The organism is Coprobacter secundus subsp. similis (genome assembly GCF_015097275.1).
Taxonomy (GTDB): Bacteria; Bacteroidota; Bacteroidia; order Bacteroidales; family Coprobacteraceae; genus Coprobacter; species Coprobacter secundus.
Genome location: NZ_AP023322.1, coordinates 1465136 through 1483051 on the forward strand (window position 1 = coordinate 1465136; position 17916 = coordinate 1483051).

The following is a 17916-nucleotide window of genomic DNA, read 5'->3' on the forward strand; positions in this document are numbered from 1 at the left end:
TTCTTTATTTTATGTTCTTTCGATAACAGGAATGACTCCCACGCTCTTCAGTTTCTCATAGAGGAAGCGGCGACCTTTCTGTGTCCATTTGGTGTTCATGCGCACATCCTCCGTACCGTCCTTGTGTTTAATGAGGTAGGTCTCGCTGGTCACATAACCGCAGTCCTTGTAGTCGGCATACAGAATCCACTGCTTGCCACGCTGATACTGGATGTTCATCTCCTTCAGACGTCGGTTGAAGCGGATGGACGACTCGCCATAGTCCTGTGCTATCTGTGTGACCAGGACACTGCTCTTCGTGGCAAGGATGATGTCAAGGTAACTCACCTTGTCCTTCATCTCCGTCACCTCCTGTTGCAGGTCATCCACCTTGGATCCCAACTCAACGATGCGTGTCCTTTGGTGTTCACACTCCTGTTCGACAAGCAGACGCTTTTGTCGTTCTTCCTTCAGATTGACTGCTAACCGTATCAGGAAGTCTGGCTCTGCCAATGCCTTCTCGATGGTCTGCTGTGTCATATAGGCACCATGCTTGCGGATAGAGGGGAGCACCTCCGATGTCACCCACTTGCGGAAACGTTTGGCTTCGGGTTTGCGACTGTCAAGGATGACATCATACAGTCCGTCTTCATTGATAAAGTTTGTAACCTGTTCTCTTCCAAGACTATCCGAGATGGGGTACTTTGAAAGTACATCATCCGAAAGTCGTTGTACCAACTTGCTGGTTTTTAGTCCAAGAACTCTTGCCACATCAGCCAAACAGAACAAGGGTTGCTCTGGTGTTCCTGTGGTTCGGACTGCTCCAAATTCCTCGTTGTTGAAAATCTGAATATCGTTCATATCTCTATGCTGTTTTGTGATTATTTCTTCTCTTCCCTTATTTCTATCTGTTCACACTTTCTTCACCCTCACCGCTGTTGGCATCATCGCCGTCAGTGCCTGTCGAGCTCCTCACGCCCTTCATGTTTTCCTGCCAACGGCTCTTGGCATCGCTGATGATGCTGCCTTTATGTACTACACGGTCGTTGGTGGCTGCCAAGAGGGCGGTAGTCTGGCTTTGGGTGTTGAGCTGCACAAGGTATTTCAGTAGTGTCTCGTTCTGTGTCGTCAGGTCGGCATAGATGCTAAGATACTGCCGCTTTCTCTGTGCATTGGGCATATAGGCATCCTTGGTGGCTTTCACGGCACACTGGTACATATTGTACAGTTCCTCCCACCGACGCTTGTCGTTGATGGTGCCTCCTGTAGGGATGATATGGTCTATGTTCGCCTTCATCTTGTCCAACTGACCGTTGATCTTGCTGCTTTCGGCAAGCCAGGCGAGGTCTATCTGTCGGTCGGCTACGTTCAAGGCTTCCACCTCAGCACGCTTGGTGAGGGCAGAGTCTATCTTCTCCGCATCATCTACTTGGTTGTAGAGGTTGATGCCGGCAAGAGTGCGGAAACCTAACTTGTTCTTCTCTGCCGCTGTCTTCTTATAGTTGTTATGTAACAGCCAATAATAGAACTCAGGGGTGAGAGAACCGCCACCTGTCTCCATCACCGTTATCTGGTTCTGCTTGGAGGAGTCGTGGTTGTAGGTCACGCTCTGGGCTGTGGCTTTGATGGTGGTTGCTACCGCCATGATGAGTATCATTGTCTTCTTCATGTCCGTTCTTCTTTTGTTTACAATCCGTCAATAGTCAAGTTTTCCTGCCACTTTCCATCGGCTGAAGGCATCTTCCAGTATCTCTTCCTTCGTCCTCGTCCGATACACCTTCTCCTTCCAATAGCCCATGCGCAGCTGCACATACCGCCATGTCTGGAAGTAGGCTTGGTTCAGATGTTTTTCTATCAGGTCCAACGAATTGTTGATATTGTCCAACACCATCAGCAGGTCGGAAGTTGAACAGGCTGCCGCTCCTGTGGCATACAACACGAGGTCGTTGACGCTATGGTAGAGTTGGCTTCCTTCGTTGTATATGTTGTCGATGGCTTTCTTGTTGATGCTGATGAGCATCGTGTCAGCCAGTTCGATGTGTTTCCGCTTGATGACCTTATCATTGAAGTCCTCCAACAGGTTCTTGTAGTCACTGATGCGGTCGCTCACCGTCTGGTAGGTGCTCTTCACGTTCAGCACCGTGCGCAACGACTGGTACATCACATCGATGATGTCGAAGGCCCGGGTGTATTTGTCCAAATCCACATTCAGTTCCTTGTATTTGCCCACCTCTTCACTGCTGTATTCATGCAGCAGTTGATTGCTGTACTCCAAAGTGCTGCGTGCCAGCAAGAGGCTGCGCTGCTTCTTGTGGTCGTTGATGTATGCTTCCACCGATACCGCATCGAATCCCCATTGCGCCAAGGCTGTATTGGGGAAGAGGGTAATCAGCAGGAGAGCTATGATGATGGTATGTCTCATTCTCCGTTCCTCCCTCAGTTTTCGTTCTCGTTATCTTCACCATTCCCTCTGTTAGGGTCTGCATTCTCTCTCCATCGCTCGTAGCACTCTTCAATGAGTGTCCTTCTGCGACCTTGGTCTGCGTCGATTGAAGGAAGAATGTCCTTCAGCACGTCAATGATGCTGCGCTTGTAGTGCATCATTTTTTCTAATGATACCAAGTCGGCGTAAATCTTGGTGATACGGCTATCTACTTCACGGGCTATCTCCAGACGGTCGCTCGACCAGAGCAGGTGTATTACATCGTCATTGTCGGCGGTCTGGGTTGCCTCGCTCTTGGCATATTCTGTGGTGATGCTGCACGACGGGAACTCCTGGGCTATCTCCGAGATACGGCTGTTCACCTGCCTCGTCTTCTCCTCGTCAGAGGCATTCGGGTCAAGGGTCAGCACATCCACCACCTGTGTGTCGGTGTATTCCGAGGTCAGCTCCCACGATATTTGCAGTATCGCACGGTGTATCTTGATGCCAAGGAAGTACTTGGGCTTCCTTGCAATGGACAGTGTCGCCTTGAAGGTGATAATGCCGTTGATGTTGGGCATGGTGGCAGTTCGGACGTAGGTGTAGCCGTTCCACGAACCGGCACCTTGCCACGTGAGATTGTAGGCTGACTTCACATCCTGCATGATGGCAGGGATGCGGTAGTAGTCATCGGTGGAGGTGGCATTGTCGTTAGCCGCCTCGCTCTTGGCATTCTGTATGTCTGCCAACTGCTGCTGCCATGTCGCCAATTCCTTCTTCAGGTTGTCTATCTTCGTCTTGTTGACATTATGTTGCTGCCGCAAGGCAGGGGCTTCCTCCACAGAGGCATTGGCTATCTGCGTGAGCAGGTTCCTGTTCTCTGTCTCCAACTGGCTTATCTGCGCCTCCAACAGGGCTATCTTGCTATTCGCCTCACGTTCCTTCTCGTCCAGTTCCGATAGGTCGAGATTATTTTCTGATACGCTTGTCCTCATGGCGCATTCCTTGCTGTGGGCATTGAGCGAACCGCCGCACTCACGGCACTTGTACTGCGTGCTGCCCTGTCCGAGGGTGACACCGTCCGAACAGGTGACGCTGATGGTCACGCTCTCCACGCCCTTCAGTTTGGCGGCATCGGTGGCTTGATAGTAACGGCGTGCGTCACTGCCGATGTAATAGACATAGCCCTCCTCGTTGTCGTTATACTCCGAGAGACGTGCCTGCAACTGACGCTTGAAGGTATTCAAGTCCATGCTGTAGGAGTCGAAGACATCCTCATACACCTCTTCCACGTTGTTCCAGCTCTTGGTAACGTGTATCTCGTAGGCGTAGGCCTTCTTGGTCTGCTTGCCGCCACGGCTGATGATGTACGACGACATCCAATAGTTCATCGTATAGGTGAAGCCGTCGCTCTGGGCGTTGAGCTGCTGCACACGGCTGCGGCTCCATCCGGCATGGTTCTCCGAGTTGGCCAGTATCTGCTCTCGCTGCGTGCTGTTAGGGTAGAAGTTGGGGTCGGAGGTGTTGATACGATACCAATGGTCACCGTTCAGAATACTGTTGTCATCGGTCGGCGGATAGTAGTCACAGAGGCTTACGCTGCCTTGGTCTCGTCGGGCAATGTACCAACGCTGTGTATAGTAGTTGCCCTGCGTCTCGCTCAGATAGTCTGTCATCCACGAGGTGATGTTGTAGTTGGAGAGGTCGAAGAGGGCTGCCACGTTGTCCTCGCCACCCACCAGACTAAGGAGTGTGCTGCCGATGCCGTTCTCTGCCTGTTCATAGAGGTCATGGTAGTTGTCATAGATGTCGATGATTTTACTCACCTTGCCATTGAAAAGGTCGTTGAAGGCACTCTGCTGCAAGAGTGCGCCTGATGCCCCGTTGATACCTGCCGTCGCCAACGATGCTCCCATATTGTAAAGCGTCTCGATGTCGGCGGTGAGGTTCTCCACGGTGAAGTTGCCGGGCACACTGGCGATGTCATCCAACAGCTGCTGCCAATCTACATTGCCTATCTCCGAGAGTTTGAGGATGGCGGCTATCTCTTGGTTGATTTCCAAGAACTGAATGTCGGCAAAGGTCAAGCTACTGTTGGTCACGACACTCTCAAACTGCATACACAGCGACTTTGTGTCGGCGCATATCTTCATCAGGTAACTGCCCCAGTAGAGGGCGGTCTGCGGACTTTTCAGCATCATTCCTGCCACCGTCCATATCTTGGGCATAATCTTGTTCGCCACCATATTGTGGATGCGGCGGTAATAGTAGTTCTCCGTGCTACTGCTCCAAATGCCGAGGTCGGTGAATGCCTTGCGCTCCAAGAACTTGGCAGCGAAGATGCCGGCAGTGGCAACCTCTGCGGCATTGTAGTGCTTCAAGATTTCGCCCACCTGCTCGTTATAATAGCTCTCTGCCATAGCTCCAGCACCGAATGCGGCAGCCATGGCGGCAACGATCTGCTTGTCGTAGTTCACGCTGTAATACTGCGCATGAACCCTTCCCACGACAAGTGTAAGACACATATATATTATAATAAGGTATAAACGTCTCATTGCTTCACTACTTTACGTTTTTACTACTTTCAGTTTCTACTATTCCACTACTTTACTACTTGTAGTATTTACTATTGGTAGTATTCACTACTAATCGTATTTACTACTAATCGTAAATACTACCCAGCCACCGTTCCCGAAAGTTTTGCTTTCGGGCATCTGGGCTTTACGTCTATTCCGGGATTTCCGTTTCCATCAATCAGCCCCCGTGCTCGCCGTGTCAGCGGCGAGTGGCTCCATCGTCCGTCAAATTGAGCACATGCCCCGCCTCATTGACCTTCTGCGCAAATGCCAACGACTTCCCGATGCCACTGGCATCCCAATCTCTGCAATACCGCTCGATAGCCTCCTGATGTCTGCACTTCAGTTCATGCTTATAGAGTTTCAATGCCTCCTTCTCAGCTCGCTCGGTGGTGTAGGTCATATAGCACTCGTGCGGCTCCTCCACACCATACACTCCGCTCGTCGATCCACGTCGGATAAACACCTCACGGAAGAAACTTCTTCCCTCCTTGTTATCCAAGCGGTTGACAGTGAATATCTTCTTGCAATCCACATCCGTCAATCCTAATATCGCCTTGATCTCGTCGAATCGCTCACGAAATTTGCTTTGGTCGAGCAGCATCACCACGTCGGAGTTGTTGATGATGGCTTCCTTCACGATGGGACTGCCGATGATGTCCTGTATCTCCTGTGTCACTACGCCCACGCTCGCCCAGAACTTTCGGGCTGTCTTGTATAGGTACTTGATGTACTCGGCCATCAGCGGCGAGGCGATGGCTTTCCATGCCTCCTCGATGACAAGGCACTTGCGGTTCTTCTTCAGGCGCATCTTCTGCAGGAACACGTCCATGATGATGAGCGTCACGATGGGGAAGAGCTGCTTGTTCTCCTTGATGGCATCCACCTCGAAGACGATGAAGGTCTCGTCGAACAAGGTGCTATCCACGTTCTCGTTGAGAATCTTGTCGTACTTGCCGCCACGGTAGAAGTTTTGGAGCATATAGGCGAAGTTGTCGCAGTCGATGGTGGTGATGTTGTTCTCGATGCAGATCTGGTCGAGACGCTCACAGGCGAACTCATAGAATGAGTCGAAGGAGAGGGTCTTCACGCTCAATGCCATGCGCCGTTCCTCCAGTCCCTTGATGAGTTTCTCCACCTTGTCGTGTATCTGCGTCAGCTCCGTGCCGCGCCGCTTCTCCATGGTGGAGAGGTTTTTTCTCAGTGTCTCCTTCTGTGAGGAAGGATAGGGCTGCACACCGTTGAAATAGAAATCGTAATACTCCGTCACCAACTGCTCCACGACACGGAACTCCAGTTCGGGTATCTGCGTCTCCGAGCCTTTCCATATCAGCAGTATCAGGTTCTTCAGGAAGTCTATCTTCTCAATGTTCAGCTCCCGCTTGCTGATGTTGAAGGGGTTCATGGTGATGGGCTTGTCCTCCGTATAGGCGATGTACTTGCCGCCCACATACTCGCAGAGTCCCTCATACGAGTTACCCGTATCGACCATGACGATGTCGGTGTTCTGCTCCCACAACTGACGCACCACGCTGTTCATGTGGAACGACTTGCCGCTGCCCGAAGGACCCAAACAAAAAAAGTTCGAGTTGTCGGTCAGCTTCTCCTTTCCCTCCTTTCCTGTGATGTCGATGGCTACGGGCACACCTTGGCGGTCGGTATAGTATATCTTCAGCGGGGTGTCCTCATTATGCACGATGCGCTCCTTGTACATCAGACAGGTGGCGGCATCGCCGAGGGTGAGGAATCGGTCGTAGTCGGCATTCATGCCATAGCAGTTGCCGGGGAAAGAGTTGACGAACAGCTCCAACTGGTTGTAGGCCCGCTTGCTGATGTGGATGCCCATGCGCGAGAAGGAGTTTTCGAGATGGTTGGTGCATTTCTGTATGTCGGTGTCGCCGCTCACTGCCACCACGAGGTTGTAGTGGGTATAGACGAGCTGCTTGCTCTCACGGGCTATCACCTCCTGCACACGCTTGATGTCCTCTACAGCCATCAGGTTGCTGGGGTTGGGCATGGAGGCATGGCGGTTTTTCTTCTTGTCGAGTAGGGCAAGCTCACGCTTCTGGTTGGGCACGAACACCATCTGGTTGAACACCACGCAGTCGGCTCCGGGCACGCTATCGACGATGCTCACGAGATCAACGGGCATACTGGTGTTGTTCACCTCGATATTTGCGTAGGGACGGATGACCGACGGCAAGTTGGCATAATCCACATCCACAAGGCTATACACCTTGCAGCTACGGTCCCCCATGCCGATGGTCTCGTCATCGACCTTGAAGTTGGTCATCGACACCACCTTGTCACGGAAGTTCATGGAGAAGAAACGGTCCACATACTCGCAGGCTTCCGTTTTGCCGAGGAATCGGGACTTCACGCCGGCATCCCTCAGCTGGTCGTGCACCTTGCGTATCTTCACCAAGAAGTCACGCCATTTCTTGTTGTCGAACGACATCAGACGGCTCTTCTTGTTCTCCTGTGTGATGGTGAGGTAGCAGACGCTGTCGGTAAAGGGTCTGCCGTTGAAATAGCGGAAGTAACTCTCGCTCAGGAACTCATGATTTCCACCGTTCTCTTCCTTGAATGCCTTCCTCACAAACACGTCCTGCTTGTGCAGCGCATAGCCTTCGCCCAAGGTCTGGGCAAGGGCGGCGAAGAGGTGGGTGAACTCATAGTAGGCCTCGATGTTGGCGGAATACTTCTGCACAGGGTTCTCCATCTTCAGAACAGCGGAGTATTCGCCCGTCTTGGTATAGAGCACGCCGATGCCATCCACTTCCTCGATGGAGAAGTAGATGTCCTGGAAGATGCGCTTGCGCTTCCCTCCCGTGCCGAATGCCTTGACACTGATGGCCATGCCCACGCAGATGGCTGAGAATATGAGTATGATGTATAGGGTCATTGTTCTTTTTCTTTTTTAATCGCAAAAAGGCGGGCGCACCCTCATGCGTGATGCCCCCACCTCCATTCACTTACAATCATTGATAGCTTTCCACTTGGACATAATGGATTCTCTTTTTTGTTTTACACTTTCTTTGAATAGGCATAGATGAATATGCCGTTGTCACTCTTCTTGCTGTGCAAGCCCTTGCGCTGCTTCATGACGATGAGAACGCCACCGACAGCTACGGCGAGGACTAGCAGCACGAGTCCTGCCACGAAACCGAAGATGCAGTAGCCGAGGATGAAACCCGCAACGGCTCCTCCTGCGGTGGCTGCCGCCCAGTAGATGTAGCGTCCCTGCAACCCGAAGAACTCCAATGGACGTTGCAGTCCATTGAAAATGGGATAATCCGGAAAACGCTCTTGCTTTGTATCTGCCATAACTGTCAGTGTTTTAACGTTCTACATACTCACAATCTCACGCTGCGTTTAACCTCCAATGCCGAAGAACAGAGGCAGTGCCTGGGCTGCTGCAATGAGGAAAATACATGCGCCGACGACCATCATGATCTTCTTTTTCACGTCCTGTTCCTCGTTGTGTGGGCTAAGCACCCAGCGCCATACCCACCTTGCGGTGGGCGGTTTCCGAGTACTCGCCCCCAAACCGTACTTACATGTCTCCATGTATACGGCTTTCCATTAGTAACATTACTCTTTACCATAGTTCTGAATCATAGAGTTGCAGTCCTCACAGACAACCAGTGTCTTGCGATGTCTTTTGAGCATCAGTTTCTCCCACTCATTATTGCCTTTCAGCTTGGTGAGAGTCCTCACATGATGCATGACTACTTTTCCTTCCTTACCACATAGTTCACATCTGCCATCCTTCAACCTTTCCACAAGGCTCGGATATGGCACGTACATGGTCTGTGGCAGTTTGTCATAGTCAACATCGAACTGAGCATTTCTCTTTTTGAAACCCTCATTGTAGAAGACTCTGTATTTCTGCTTTCCCTTGGCATCGTTGTACGGAATGACAAAGTCCTTGTCCTTCTGATACTTCTGGCGAACTTTCCTTGCGGAAGTGTTCAGTTTCCAGCCAAGTGTCTTGAACATACTCATCTTCATAATGAAGGCGAAAGATGCACATTCTTTGGACACGTTTGCAGCAAGTGAATAGTAGTTGTAAAGTCCTCTGGTTTCCGCATTGTATTGGGCAAGAATATCTTCGGGCTTCATTGGAGTCATATATCTGCGAGGCTTTGACCACCAAATGTCTTTGCCATCAATGTTTCTGACCTCCAACGCGTTGTACTCAGTGAGCTTCTTTTGTATCACAGCCGAGTTAAGGGTTAACACCACTGCGCCGTTGAAGTCTCTTTTGAGAACTCCGTCCTTATTCCTTTTCACTGCGTCTGACTTTCTGATGAAGATTTCATATCCAAGGAATTTCGCCTTGTCTTGTGCGTGTGTTATCAAAGTTTTCTCATCAGACAATTCAAGTTTGAGTTGTTCTCTCATGAATTGGGTGATGTCCGCTTTGATGGTCTCGCATTCAGACTTGCTTCCGATAACCGATATAAGGAAATCGTCCGCATACCTTACATACTGCATTCTTCTAAAGTCCGCATCCATTGCATCCTTGTGAGGAGTGGACAGCATCTGTTTGCTCAGTTGGGCAATTTCATACAGATAGCTTTTCCGTATCTGCTCATCGGATGTTTTCTGCAACTTCTTTTTCAGCCAGTTCTTCTTATTGTTCAAACGCCAGTATTCGGGATTGATGCTGCGTCTGTCACCTTTGCGGAATTTGGCTGCGTACTCCTTGATGTACTTGTCGAACTTGTCAAGGTAGATGTTAGCCAGCATGGGGCTGATTATTCCACCTTGCGGAGTTCCTGAGTACGTCTTGTTGTACTTCCAGTCCTCCACATACCCTGCATTGAGGAATTTACGGATAAGTCTGAGGAAGCGTTCATCTGATATGCGTTCACGAAGAATGCTAATCAGTACGTTGTGGTCTATGTTGTCAAAGAAGCCTTTGATGTCTCCCTCGATAAACCACTTTGCTCCCGCAAAAGACTTCTGTATCATACCCAATGCCGTGTGGCAGCTTCGATGCGGTCGGAAACCATGTGAAGTGCCTTCAAAATGACCTTCATAAATAGCTTCAAGCAGCAGTCTAACTACCTCCTGCACCAATTTGTCCTCGAATGAGGGAATACCGAGCGGACGTTTCTTGCCGTTCTTCTTCGGTATGTACACTCTGCGTGCAGGGTGGGGTTGGTAACTTTCGTCCTTTAAGGACACAATCAATCTTTCAATCCTTTCAAGACTCATCTCATCGATGGTCTTGCCGTCAGTTCCGGGTGTCATGTTGCCTTGCTTCGCATAGATGCGTTGGTAGGCTACAGCGAACATCTCTTCACTGAACAGATACCGATACAGTCGCTCGTATTTATAATCCGAACTTTGACTGTGGTCACTTAGAGCTTTTAATACTCTTTCTGATTTTTCCATACGTCTTACACGTTTTCAAAATTTGTATTAAAACATTACTAACTGTTCCCCTTCGCCATGTACAAGGCATTACCTTGCTCGGACTACTATGGGAACTCCGTTACCATATTGGATATTCAGAGCCAAAGCCCATAGCCACTTTCATGGCTTTCCAACTTAGGTAATCTCCGTTTAGCTGTATGATAACTATTAGCACGACAGATTGTCGGATACGACTTCCGCCCTTTTCTCCGCTTACTGCGGTTGCGTTGTGGCTGGTTCTTTGCTATAACACCAATGACGTTGTCTTAGTGCCACAATGCGACGTTTGTAAAAGCCTTCCGTCGCAGCTACATCTTTTGCCGCTGGGCTATCGTTCAATCAGTATGGACTTTATCCTCATATCTGTCTTTCTCCCTCGCAATTCAGTCGCAGTCTGGCTTTTGACTGACTTATTGCTTTCCCAAAGTGCTATTTTCACCTTTAGGTTTCCCCTCGGGCTTATTTGGGTGGAAGTAGATCACTTGAACCCTGACCTATCCTCTTGCTAAAGAGGAATTTATCATGCAACCATTACGGACGCACTCATGGCGATGTAAACGCTTATGGCTCCGACAATTGCAACGACACCTGCAATGGCATAGCAGAGCTTCACCACGATAGGTACATACTTGGCAATCTCCTCCGTCACTGTGGTAAGCGCGGTCGTTCCTGCCGAGTAGTCGCCGGCTGCGTTCTGTGCCATTGCTGCGGTGGTGCCGACAAGCAACATCAGGGCGAGCGTTTTCATGCGCTGTGAAGAGAAGAATCCCTTCACCTTCTTGTTAATCCTTTCAAACATTCTTTTTACCTTTTAATTTGTTACACTTTGAGTTATCTTATCTCGTATCACCTGTATCTCAAATCTGATAACCGAAGAAAGCGGGGAAGACGATGGTCGCTCCTATGAGGAACAGGCAGGCTCCCACCAGCATCATGATGTTCTTCTTCACTCCTTCTTCGCCCGTATTCATCTTTATATATATCTGCAAGGCGCTGACTATGACCACGATGCCCGCCACTGCATAGCACAGATAAACGATATAGAGCATCATCGTCACGGCATAGTCATGGGCACTCGCAAGTGCGTCCGCTCCCCAGCTGTAGTCCACGTTGCCACACTTAGCACTGGCCAGAGCTGGGGTTAAAGCGGCATATAATGATAGAAATGCACTTCTTGTTTTTGACATCATATCTCATTATTGAGTGATTCCACCTTGACCATGTCACGTCCATTGTGACGAAGACCGCGGGCGATGATGGTGTTGTTCAATTCTTCCGAATACATGGGGTCGGAATAGGTGGTATTCACTTCCTCCATCTTCTTCTCGATTGCGCTTTGTATCTTTTCAAGCACATGAGGCTTGCTCTCTTCCGCAGTGGCGGCTGCCTCCTCTGTAGGCTCTGCAAGCTGCTTCTCCTCGTAGGCTGTCTCATATTGGTTGTCGCCTACGCTGAAACCACCGTCGCTCTCGCTGACCGCTATCGACTCTTCCTCGTCGGTCATGTCACTGACATCAAACGACTCGCCCTGTGACTTCTCGTCCTTGGGCTTTCCGTACAGATCCTGCACGATGATGACCGTATAGTAGATGACATAGATTATGGTCACGACAATGGCGAATATTACAAATGACTTCATATTTTCAAGTTTGATTTTACTATGGTTTGGCTTATTGCCGATGCAAAGGAACTACCTTTTCTTCAATCTTAAACCGAAATGACTTTCCGCGGAGCCAAATCTTAACTCTAATTTTGATTACACTCGCAATCATACTCAAAAATCAAACTCGAAAGGCACAAAAAAAGCCCTTCCGATAGGGAAGAGCTTGTAAAGAGGGTGGATGAAAAAAATGTGGATGGCTATATGGTCAGGTACTTGCCATGGGAGAAGTCCTGATGTTCGTTAGAGAAAACATAGCCCAACTGGTTGGACAAGCATTGGGTGTTGCCTATCCTGGCATCGATGTTGGTGTGCGAATGTCCGTATATCCAATAGTCTATGCCGCTATCGGTGATATAGTCCTCCAACTCTACGGTGAACGCCACGTTTGCCTTGCTGCCTTGAAACTTTGGGTGGAGCATACGGAACGATGGTACATGATGGGTGACAACAATCTTATGGGCTGCTTGCGAATATGCCACTGCATCCTTGATAAAGGTGAGGCAACGTTCATGCTCAGCATTGAATTGGGCATGGGTCATCAGCTCACCTTTATATAATATACGGCGGAAGTCGCTTATCACTTGCTCGGTGAAGTAAGCGTCCTCCAAAGGAATCCTCGACCAAAGGGTGGAGAGGATGATGTCGGTGTCGCCAATCCTCGCAATACCGTTGTAGTGGCTGAATACATTGGGACGTACCTCCAAGAGATAGCCGTCGGGCAGTGTCGCCACATCATAATATTTGTAGAACTCATGGTTGCCCATGCAGCAATGCACCTCCTTGTAGTTCTCCGATGCCCAGTCCCAAAAGGGATGCTTGGAGTAGTTGTCATCGCCGAGATAGCCGATGTCGCCGGCAAGCAGCAGTATGTCGCCCGTCACCTCCAAGGGGTGGGCTTTCAGATACCGCCAATTGTCGGCAAACTCCAGATGCAGGTCGGATGCGTATTGTATCTTCATATTGGTCATGCTTCTATAAACAATTCATCCAGTTGATCTAACAGTCCGGTCACAAATGCCTCGTCTTGACCGAGTGACTTTGACAATGGTTCTGCGAGAGTTGACCAGTCGGCTCTGATGGAGGCGACAAACTCCCTTATACATGCCACTATTGAAGCAGGAGCCTCAATGTTGTCCTCAGTCATTATGACCACATTTTTCAGGATGTCCGAACGGTGCTTCTTGATGTCTTTGGTGTTCACATGCTTGCCGTCCCGCTTGTCTGCCATGAGATTTAGGTAGGCTCTTGCCTTCAGTGCTATCAAGGCAGCGGAATTGGCATGGCGTATGCCATCAGTCAGTTGGCTGTGTGCGATAGTAAAGTGATAGTAATCATCGTCCATGATGATGGCACTAAGACTCGACACATCTTCATCGGTCGGGATAGGTTCTATGACAAATCCCTTTGGCTCTCCAAGCACGTCGGGGTGGCGTGACAGCAGTTCTATCATCTCGGGATAGCCGTCTTTACCATCAAGGAAACGATACATTTCATACCTTGGTGGCTCACCAGCCTCCTGTTTCCTCTTTTCAGGTCGATAGCCAGCCTCCCGCACAAACTGCCAGAAGCGATTGGCGAAAGCCTCGGTCATGTTCTCTACGATGACTATCATGTCGATGTCGTGTGTGGCGCGTGGACGCACCACGGTATTGGTCATGGTGATGTCACAGGCTGCTCCGCCTATCACCACATAGTTTTCTGAGTATTCCGCAAATGCTTCACGGAACTTGACTAATCCTTCCATTTCTGTTCACTGATTATTCGTTCTACTTCTTTTTCTACTCTCGGATCATCATCATCTCTCAACGAAAGGACAAGGGAAAGGCGATCAACCCACTGGCTTTTGTCGCCCATTTTGCTGACAACAGGGTATTTCCATACCTCTATGATATAGTTGCCGTCATAGATGTTGGGATTCTCCATGACATCAGCCGACTTGACGGCACGATATTCCTTGCTTGTCATCATTATCATCTCTTCCCGGTCACGATTAAGCATGGAATAATGTGCCAGGGCATTGATGCCGCATACGGGGTATTCCGCATCCAAGCGTATGTCATCGCAAAAGATGCGGTTCTCCACAGGTGACAGCAAGACGTTCTGAGCCTTGTCCCACAGTTCCTTGCCCTTCAACTCGAAGTGTACCACCTTGCTGCGCTGTCCGTTCTGAATCTTTTGACACAGTCCTACATCTTCAAGACAGGTGACACCCAACGTGACGCTTTCGTAAGAATATGGAAGCAACGGTGCAATATCCCTTGGCGACATTCCTTCAATACTGCCCACCTGTAGGTGATAGAGTAGTATGTATTGCGCCACAGGGGTCAATACTTCGGCAATCTTCCTGTTGCTTGTCTTCTCCAATGCTATGATGCCTGGCAGATGGGCATATTCCTCGGACATGACAAAGAAGACTCCTTTGTCTGCCAGTCTGTGTCGCTCGTAGGTGGGTCCGGGCGCAAGGATAAACACCGCAGGCAGTCCCAGGGCTTCGGTCAACCGCTTGCCCGTGATGGCGCAAGTCCGTGGAGAGGGATTGCCCTTCTTGGGCTCAACGAACAGCAGGGGCGTGCCTTGGTATGTGCCATCATAGAAACGGTATGAGAGTTTCTCGCCAACCGTGATGCCTTTCAGGCTTTCCTTGGCACGAGGTTCCACCTCAAAGCGTCTGCCCAATATCCTTATTTCTTTTTTCAATTCCATTCTGCTACATTTTAATAATGTATTAAAACGATGCAAAAATAAGGATAATAATTGAGAATCAAGCATGTTTGGGCGAAAAAGTGCAGATTTGATATGTAATTTCAATGCATTTGAGCCATTTTTGCATCAAATGATGGTGTTTTCGTCTTTATAATGTCATTCAGATGCCGTTCGTTTCTTCCTCATCAGATAGTCGTTGACATCCTTGTAGTCGGCATATCTGAAGGACTCGTCCGTCACCCTGTACTCGAATACATTGCTGATGCTCTCAACCGTCTTGCGTCCTGCCTGGTCGTTGTCGAGGAAGCAATGGATGTGGGTGTAACGGTCAAGGTAATGCAATGCCTGTTTGAGGTTGGCGACTGAGTTCAGTATCATATAGTCGCAAGGGCTTTCAACGACAAACCATCGGTCTTGCTGTTTAACGAGGGTCATATAAGCAAGGAAGTCCATGAAGCCCTCAAAGACCAGACAACCGTTTTGCCACTCGTTGAACGTATGGGCAAGCAGGGTGATGTCCTTATGCCCGATGCAGCCCTTGAAATAGGGATTGCGCACCTCATGTCCTTCACTCAGATTGCCAAAGGCAATGCCATAGTAATGTTTTTGCTCAACCTTGTAGTGTATCTCCCTGCAATACATCCTGCCAATGGTGATGTCTATCCGTCGGCTACTGAAATAGGACAGCAGAGAATGGTTGCTCAGTGGGAGCAGCTTCACATCGTTCATCTTGGTTGTCGTGTATTCCTTGGCTGCGATAGCGGTCTCGATTGCCTTATCCACAGTGGCAATACTCTTGGACGCAAGGTAGGCAAGGGCATCGGAAACGGATTGTTTGTTATACATACGCTTTACCAGCTCCACAAGGTCACCGCCCTCCTTAATGGCGTAGTCGTACCACAGGTTCTCCTTCTTGCTGACCTTGAACGATGCGGTCTTCTCGTCCCTGAAGGGTGACAGATACCAGTAGGCATTGCCCTTCTTCTTTTTCAGCGTTACATTCTCCTTGTCTAAGAAGTCTATAATGCTCAGTTTCTTCGATTGTTCAATATTCATTGTACTTTCATTTGTTCGGTTTTACTTTGTCCATGGAAACAGTTTACTTTACCCTTTCTCCTATATAGGCACACCCGTAAACTAAACCATTTGCTAAACTACTTTTCCGCTTCCCAATTCAGCCTCCGATTTCGGTTTACTTTGGCCTTATTTCTTATATATAGGTACGGACGTAAACTAAACTGGTTTCTGAACTGTTTTTATTCCTCTTCATGGAACAGGTCAATCTCGGCAGGTGTATATCCGAAATAGTAATGATTATCCCGCTTCACTATGAGCTTTTGCTCGTTAATCAGGTATTTCAGCATTTTGATGATGACGCTTCTGCCACGCTTAAAGCCAATGTCTGCATAGGCTTGCGTTAATTCCTCCACCATGCGATCGAATCCTTTGATAGGTTTCTCCTTGAATGCAGCCGTCAGCGCCTCGTTATGCTGTTCGGATGTCAAGTCTTGGTAAGTAAACCTTGACGGTTGCTTGTCACCTTCTTCCTTCTCCGGCGTGTGCTCGACAATCTCTGGCAACCCTTCCTCATTGACTGTAAAGGCAAACGGCTTGAACTCCTTCTCACGGATGTGCATCGCCTTCACCTCGCTGATGTCGGGATTGGTGGTGCTCTTGGTGATGACAAGCACCGTCTCTGCCTTGTTGTTCATCTCCGTACCGATATGCCCGCGCACGTTATTGTCGCCCTTGTTCTGATGCAATACGCAATGGATGTGCAGGTCATACTTTGATGACCATTCCATCATCTTGTTGATGACCTCGACCGATTCTCCCGCATTGTTGATGTCGAGAAGCAGGTCTCTGATTCCGTCGATGATGACCAGTCCATAGCTTTGGTCTTGGGCAAGCGCATAGTCTATGACCTCTATCCTGACGGAGGGCGTGTACTCTCTCAGACAGATAAAGTCAAGGTTCTCGTTGTCGATGCTTGTAGGTAGACCAGCGAGCTTCAGGATGCGCTCCAGCACATTATGGCAGTGATAGCGGCTCTGCTCCGTATCTACATACAGTATCTTGCGTTTCCCCTCTGGCAGACTGGCGCGATAGTTCAGTACCTTGCCGTTGGCGAGGGAAGCGGCTACCAAGGCAGACACGTTGAAGGTCTTTTTCGCCTTTGCCTTACCAGTAGAAGCACTGAAGTTGCCCAATGTGGCTATGCTGGAATTATCAACCCATATAATCTGAGGAGGTGTTTTATAAGTATCTGTTGCCTTTATCAACGATTCGCTCAATATGCGATTGAGACGCTGTACTCCTTCCTCTTTTGAGTTAGGCTGTACATGTTTGTTATTTTCTTCCATTTTCATTCTTTCGGATTATCAATTTCTATTTTCGTTACCATTCCAATGACCTCTTGTTTGTTTTGGAGCAGCCACTTGTCGATTTCTTCTCTATTAAAATACAGCATTTTTCCCCTTGGCTTATAGTGTGGAACTTCTTTTGCGGCTGTAAGTTTGTATAGCAGGCTTTCAGAAACACCAATATACTTACATGCTTCGTCAAACCCCAAGACGGTTTTGGTCTGCTTGACCATCTTCTCCAATTCCTCGATTCGCTCTATTAGTTTGTCAATAGGTCCCAAAGCCTCCAAACTGTCTTCTATTGCGACAATTCGCTCATAGAGTCTAAAATGTCTTTCATTCATGTGTCACGTACCTTAATTAAATTGTTTACAGACAGTAGCACGGTTATATTAGCCGTCTATTCTTTCTTTGTGTAGATAGTACATATTCCTCTGCTTCTCTTTGAATCTCGTTCTTCGATTTGCCCTTGGTTCCTTGAAGCCATTCATCTATCTCAGATTTGAGGAACATGATGCGTTTGCCTCTCTTGTGAAACGGTATTTCCCGATTGCTTGTCCAGCAATATATGGTATGCTCTACCGGATGTGTTGGGAGATAAGCACATAATTCAGCAACCGTAAACCATGTTTCTTCTTTTTCTGATTGAACAAGTTCATATATACCATCAATCTTGTCTTCTAATGATGACAGCTTTTTCAGTACCCCCGTTATAGCGTTGGGAATATCTTCAAATCTTATACTATTTTCTTCCATGCTAATTATTTTTTATGATTTTTGATG

17 protein-coding genes and 1 pseudogene are annotated in these 17916 nt (G+C 48.8%); all 18 read right to left on the reverse strand.

Features of this window, described 5'->3' with window-relative positions; genetic code table 11:
* Nucleotides 1-9: 9 nt before the first annotated feature.
* Nucleotides 10-840 carry a phage antirepressor gene (locus Cop2CBH44_RS05895; protein ID WP_005816120.1) on the reverse strand — a complete coding sequence of 277 codons (831 nt, stop codon included), beginning with the start codon at nt 838-840 and terminating at the stop codon, nt 10-12.
* Between the two features lie 43 nt (nt 841-883).
* Nucleotides 884-1648, reverse strand: a complete 765-nt coding sequence (locus Cop2CBH44_RS05900) for a DUF5045 domain-containing protein (protein WP_005816119.1) — start codon at nt 1646-1648, stop codon at nt 884-886.
* 27 nt (nt 1649-1675) lie between these two features.
* Nucleotides 1676-2401 carry a hypothetical protein gene (locus tag Cop2CBH44_RS05905; protein ID WP_005816118.1) on the reverse strand — a complete coding sequence of 242 codons (726 nt, stop codon included), beginning with the start codon at nt 2399-2401 and terminating at the stop codon, nt 1676-1678.
* A 14-nt stretch (nt 2402-2415) separates the two neighbouring features.
* Nucleotides 2416-4956: a hypothetical protein gene (locus tag Cop2CBH44_RS05910; protein WP_005816117.1), complete on the reverse strand. Its 2541-nt coding sequence runs from the start codon at nt 4954-4956 to the stop codon at nt 2416-2418.
* Nucleotides 4957-5176: 220 nt separating this feature from the next.
* Nucleotides 5177-7882: a TraG family conjugative transposon ATPase gene (locus tag Cop2CBH44_RS05915; protein ID WP_008021336.1), complete on the reverse strand. Its 2706-nt coding sequence runs from the start codon at nt 7880-7882 to the stop codon at nt 5177-5179.
* A gap of 122 nt (nt 7883-8004) precedes the next feature.
* Nucleotides 8005-8304, reverse strand: coding sequence for a DUF4133 domain-containing protein (locus tag Cop2CBH44_RS05920; RefSeq protein WP_200755706.1), 300 nt, complete (start codon nt 8302-8304; stop codon nt 8005-8007).
* Nucleotides 8305-8352: 48 nt separating this feature from the next.
* On the reverse strand, nt 8353-8547 hold the full coding sequence (locus tag Cop2CBH44_RS16605) for a DUF4134 family protein (protein WP_121765382.1): 195 nt from the start codon (nt 8545-8547) through the stop codon (nt 8353-8355).
* A gap of 24 nt (nt 8548-8571) precedes the next feature.
* A complete protein-coding gene (locus Cop2CBH44_RS05930; protein ID WP_004289323.1) occupies nt 8572-10383 on the reverse strand; it encodes a reverse transcriptase/maturase family protein in 1812 nt (603 codons plus the stop codon).
* A 562-nt stretch (nt 10384-10945) separates the two neighbouring features.
* Nucleotides 10946-11203 (reverse strand): annotated as a pseudogene (locus Cop2CBH44_RS05935) (DUF4134 family protein); the annotation flags it as partial.
* A gap of 58 nt (nt 11204-11261) precedes the next feature.
* A complete protein-coding gene (locus Cop2CBH44_RS05940) occupies nt 11262-11594 on the reverse strand; it encodes a DUF4134 domain-containing protein (RefSeq protein WP_005812854.1) in 333 nt (110 codons plus the stop codon).
* A complete protein-coding gene (locus tag Cop2CBH44_RS05945; protein ID WP_005812857.1) occupies nt 11591-12043 on the reverse strand; it encodes a hypothetical protein in 453 nt (150 codons plus the stop codon). Before Cop2CBH44_RS05945 ends, Cop2CBH44_RS05940 begins: the two co-directional genes overlap by 4 nt.
* Nucleotides 12044-12264: 221 nt before the next feature.
* Nucleotides 12265-13035, reverse strand: coding sequence for a metallophosphoesterase (locus Cop2CBH44_RS05950; protein ID WP_007837351.1), 771 nt, complete (start codon nt 13033-13035; stop codon nt 12265-12267).
* Complete coding sequence (locus tag Cop2CBH44_RS05955) at nt 13032-13811, reverse strand: hypothetical protein (RefSeq protein ID WP_005812861.1); 780 nt, start codon at nt 13809-13811, stop codon at nt 13032-13034. Before Cop2CBH44_RS05955 ends, Cop2CBH44_RS05950 begins: the two co-directional genes overlap by 4 nt.
* Nucleotides 13799-14335 carry a hypothetical protein gene (locus Cop2CBH44_RS16510; protein ID WP_246469183.1) on the reverse strand — a complete coding sequence of 179 codons (537 nt, stop codon included), beginning with the start codon at nt 14333-14335 and terminating at the stop codon, nt 13799-13801. Before Cop2CBH44_RS16510 ends, Cop2CBH44_RS05955 begins: the two co-directional genes overlap by 13 nt.
* Before the next feature lie 591 nt (nt 14336-14926).
* Nucleotides 14927-15826: a DUF8464 domain-containing protein gene (locus tag Cop2CBH44_RS05965; protein ID WP_005812865.1), complete on the reverse strand. Its 900-nt coding sequence runs from the start codon at nt 15824-15826 to the stop codon at nt 14927-14929.
* A gap of 200 nt (nt 15827-16026) precedes the next feature.
* Nucleotides 16027-17133 carry an AAA family ATPase gene (locus Cop2CBH44_RS05970; protein WP_005812867.1) on the reverse strand — a complete coding sequence of 369 codons (1107 nt, stop codon included), beginning with the start codon at nt 17131-17133 and terminating at the stop codon, nt 16027-16029.
* Nucleotides 17134-17135: 2 nt separating this feature from the next.
* Nucleotides 17136-17477, reverse strand: coding sequence for a helix-turn-helix transcriptional regulator (locus tag Cop2CBH44_RS05975; protein WP_005812869.1), 342 nt, complete (start codon nt 17475-17477; stop codon nt 17136-17138).
* Between the two features lie 43 nt (nt 17478-17520).
* Nucleotides 17521-17889 (reverse strand): helix-turn-helix domain-containing protein, encoded by a 369-nt coding sequence (locus tag Cop2CBH44_RS05980; protein ID WP_004320284.1) that lies wholly within the window; start codon nt 17887-17889, stop codon nt 17521-17523.
* Between the last annotated feature and the right edge of the window lie 27 nt (nt 17890-17916).

Bases quoted from the DNA above. Each gene is read 5' to 3' on its own strand.
- Cop2CBH44_RS05895 (WP_005816120.1), bottom strand. From the start codon at position 840: ATGAACGATATTCAGATTTTCAACAACGAGGAATTTGGAGCAGTCCGA.
- Cop2CBH44_RS05900 (WP_005816119.1), bottom strand. From the start codon at position 1,648: ATGAAGAAGACAATGATACTCATCATGGCGGTAGCAACCACCATCAAA.
- Cop2CBH44_RS05905 (WP_005816118.1), bottom strand. From the start codon at position 2,401: ATGAGACATACCATCATCATAGCTCTCCTGCTGATTACCCTCTTCCCC.
- Cop2CBH44_RS05910 (WP_005816117.1), bottom strand. From the start codon at position 4,956: ATGAGACGTTTATACCTTATTATAATATATATGTGTCTTACACTTGTC.
- Cop2CBH44_RS05915 (WP_008021336.1), bottom strand. From the start codon at position 7,882: ATGACCCTATACATCATACTCATATTCTCAGCCATCTGCGTGGGCATG.
- Cop2CBH44_RS05920 (WP_200755706.1), bottom strand. From the start codon at position 8,304: ATGGCAGATACAAAGCAAGAGCGTTTTCCGGATTATCCCATTTTCAAT.
- Cop2CBH44_RS16605 (WP_121765382.1), bottom strand. From the start codon at position 8,547: ATGGAGACATGTAAGTACGGTTTGGGGGCGAGTACTCGGAAACCGCCC.
- Cop2CBH44_RS05930 (WP_004289323.1), bottom strand. From the start codon at position 10,383: ATGGAAAAATCAGAAAGAGTATTAAAAGCTCTAAGTGACCACAGTCAA.
- Cop2CBH44_RS05940 (WP_005812854.1), bottom strand. From the start codon at position 11,594: ATGATGTCAAAAACAAGAAGTGCATTTCTATCATTATATGCCGCTTTA.
- Cop2CBH44_RS05945 (WP_005812857.1), bottom strand. From the start codon at position 12,043: ATGAAGTCATTTGTAATATTCGCCATTGTCGTGACCATAATCTATGTC.
- Cop2CBH44_RS05950 (WP_007837351.1), bottom strand. From the start codon at position 13,035: ATGACCAATATGAAGATACAATACGCATCCGACCTGCATCTGGAGTTT.
- Cop2CBH44_RS05955 (WP_005812861.1), bottom strand. From the start codon at position 13,811: ATGGAAGGATTAGTCAAGTTCCGTGAAGCATTTGCGGAATACTCAGAA.
- Cop2CBH44_RS16510 (WP_246469183.1), bottom strand. From the start codon at position 14,335: ATGTCGCCAAGGGATATTGCACCGTTGCTTCCATATTCTTACGAAAGC.
- Cop2CBH44_RS05965 (WP_005812865.1), bottom strand. From the start codon at position 15,826: ATGAATATTGAACAATCGAAGAAACTGAGCATTATAGACTTCTTAGAC.
- Cop2CBH44_RS05970 (WP_005812867.1), bottom strand. From the start codon at position 17,133: ATGGAAGAAAATAACAAACATGTACAGCCTAACTCAAAAGAGGAAGGA.
- Cop2CBH44_RS05975 (WP_005812869.1), bottom strand. From the start codon at position 17,477: ATGAATGAAAGACATTTTAGACTCTATGAGCGAATTGTCGCAATAGAA.
- Cop2CBH44_RS05980 (WP_004320284.1), bottom strand. From the start codon at position 17,889: ATGGAAGAAAATAGTATAAGATTTGAAGATATTCCCAACGCTATAACG.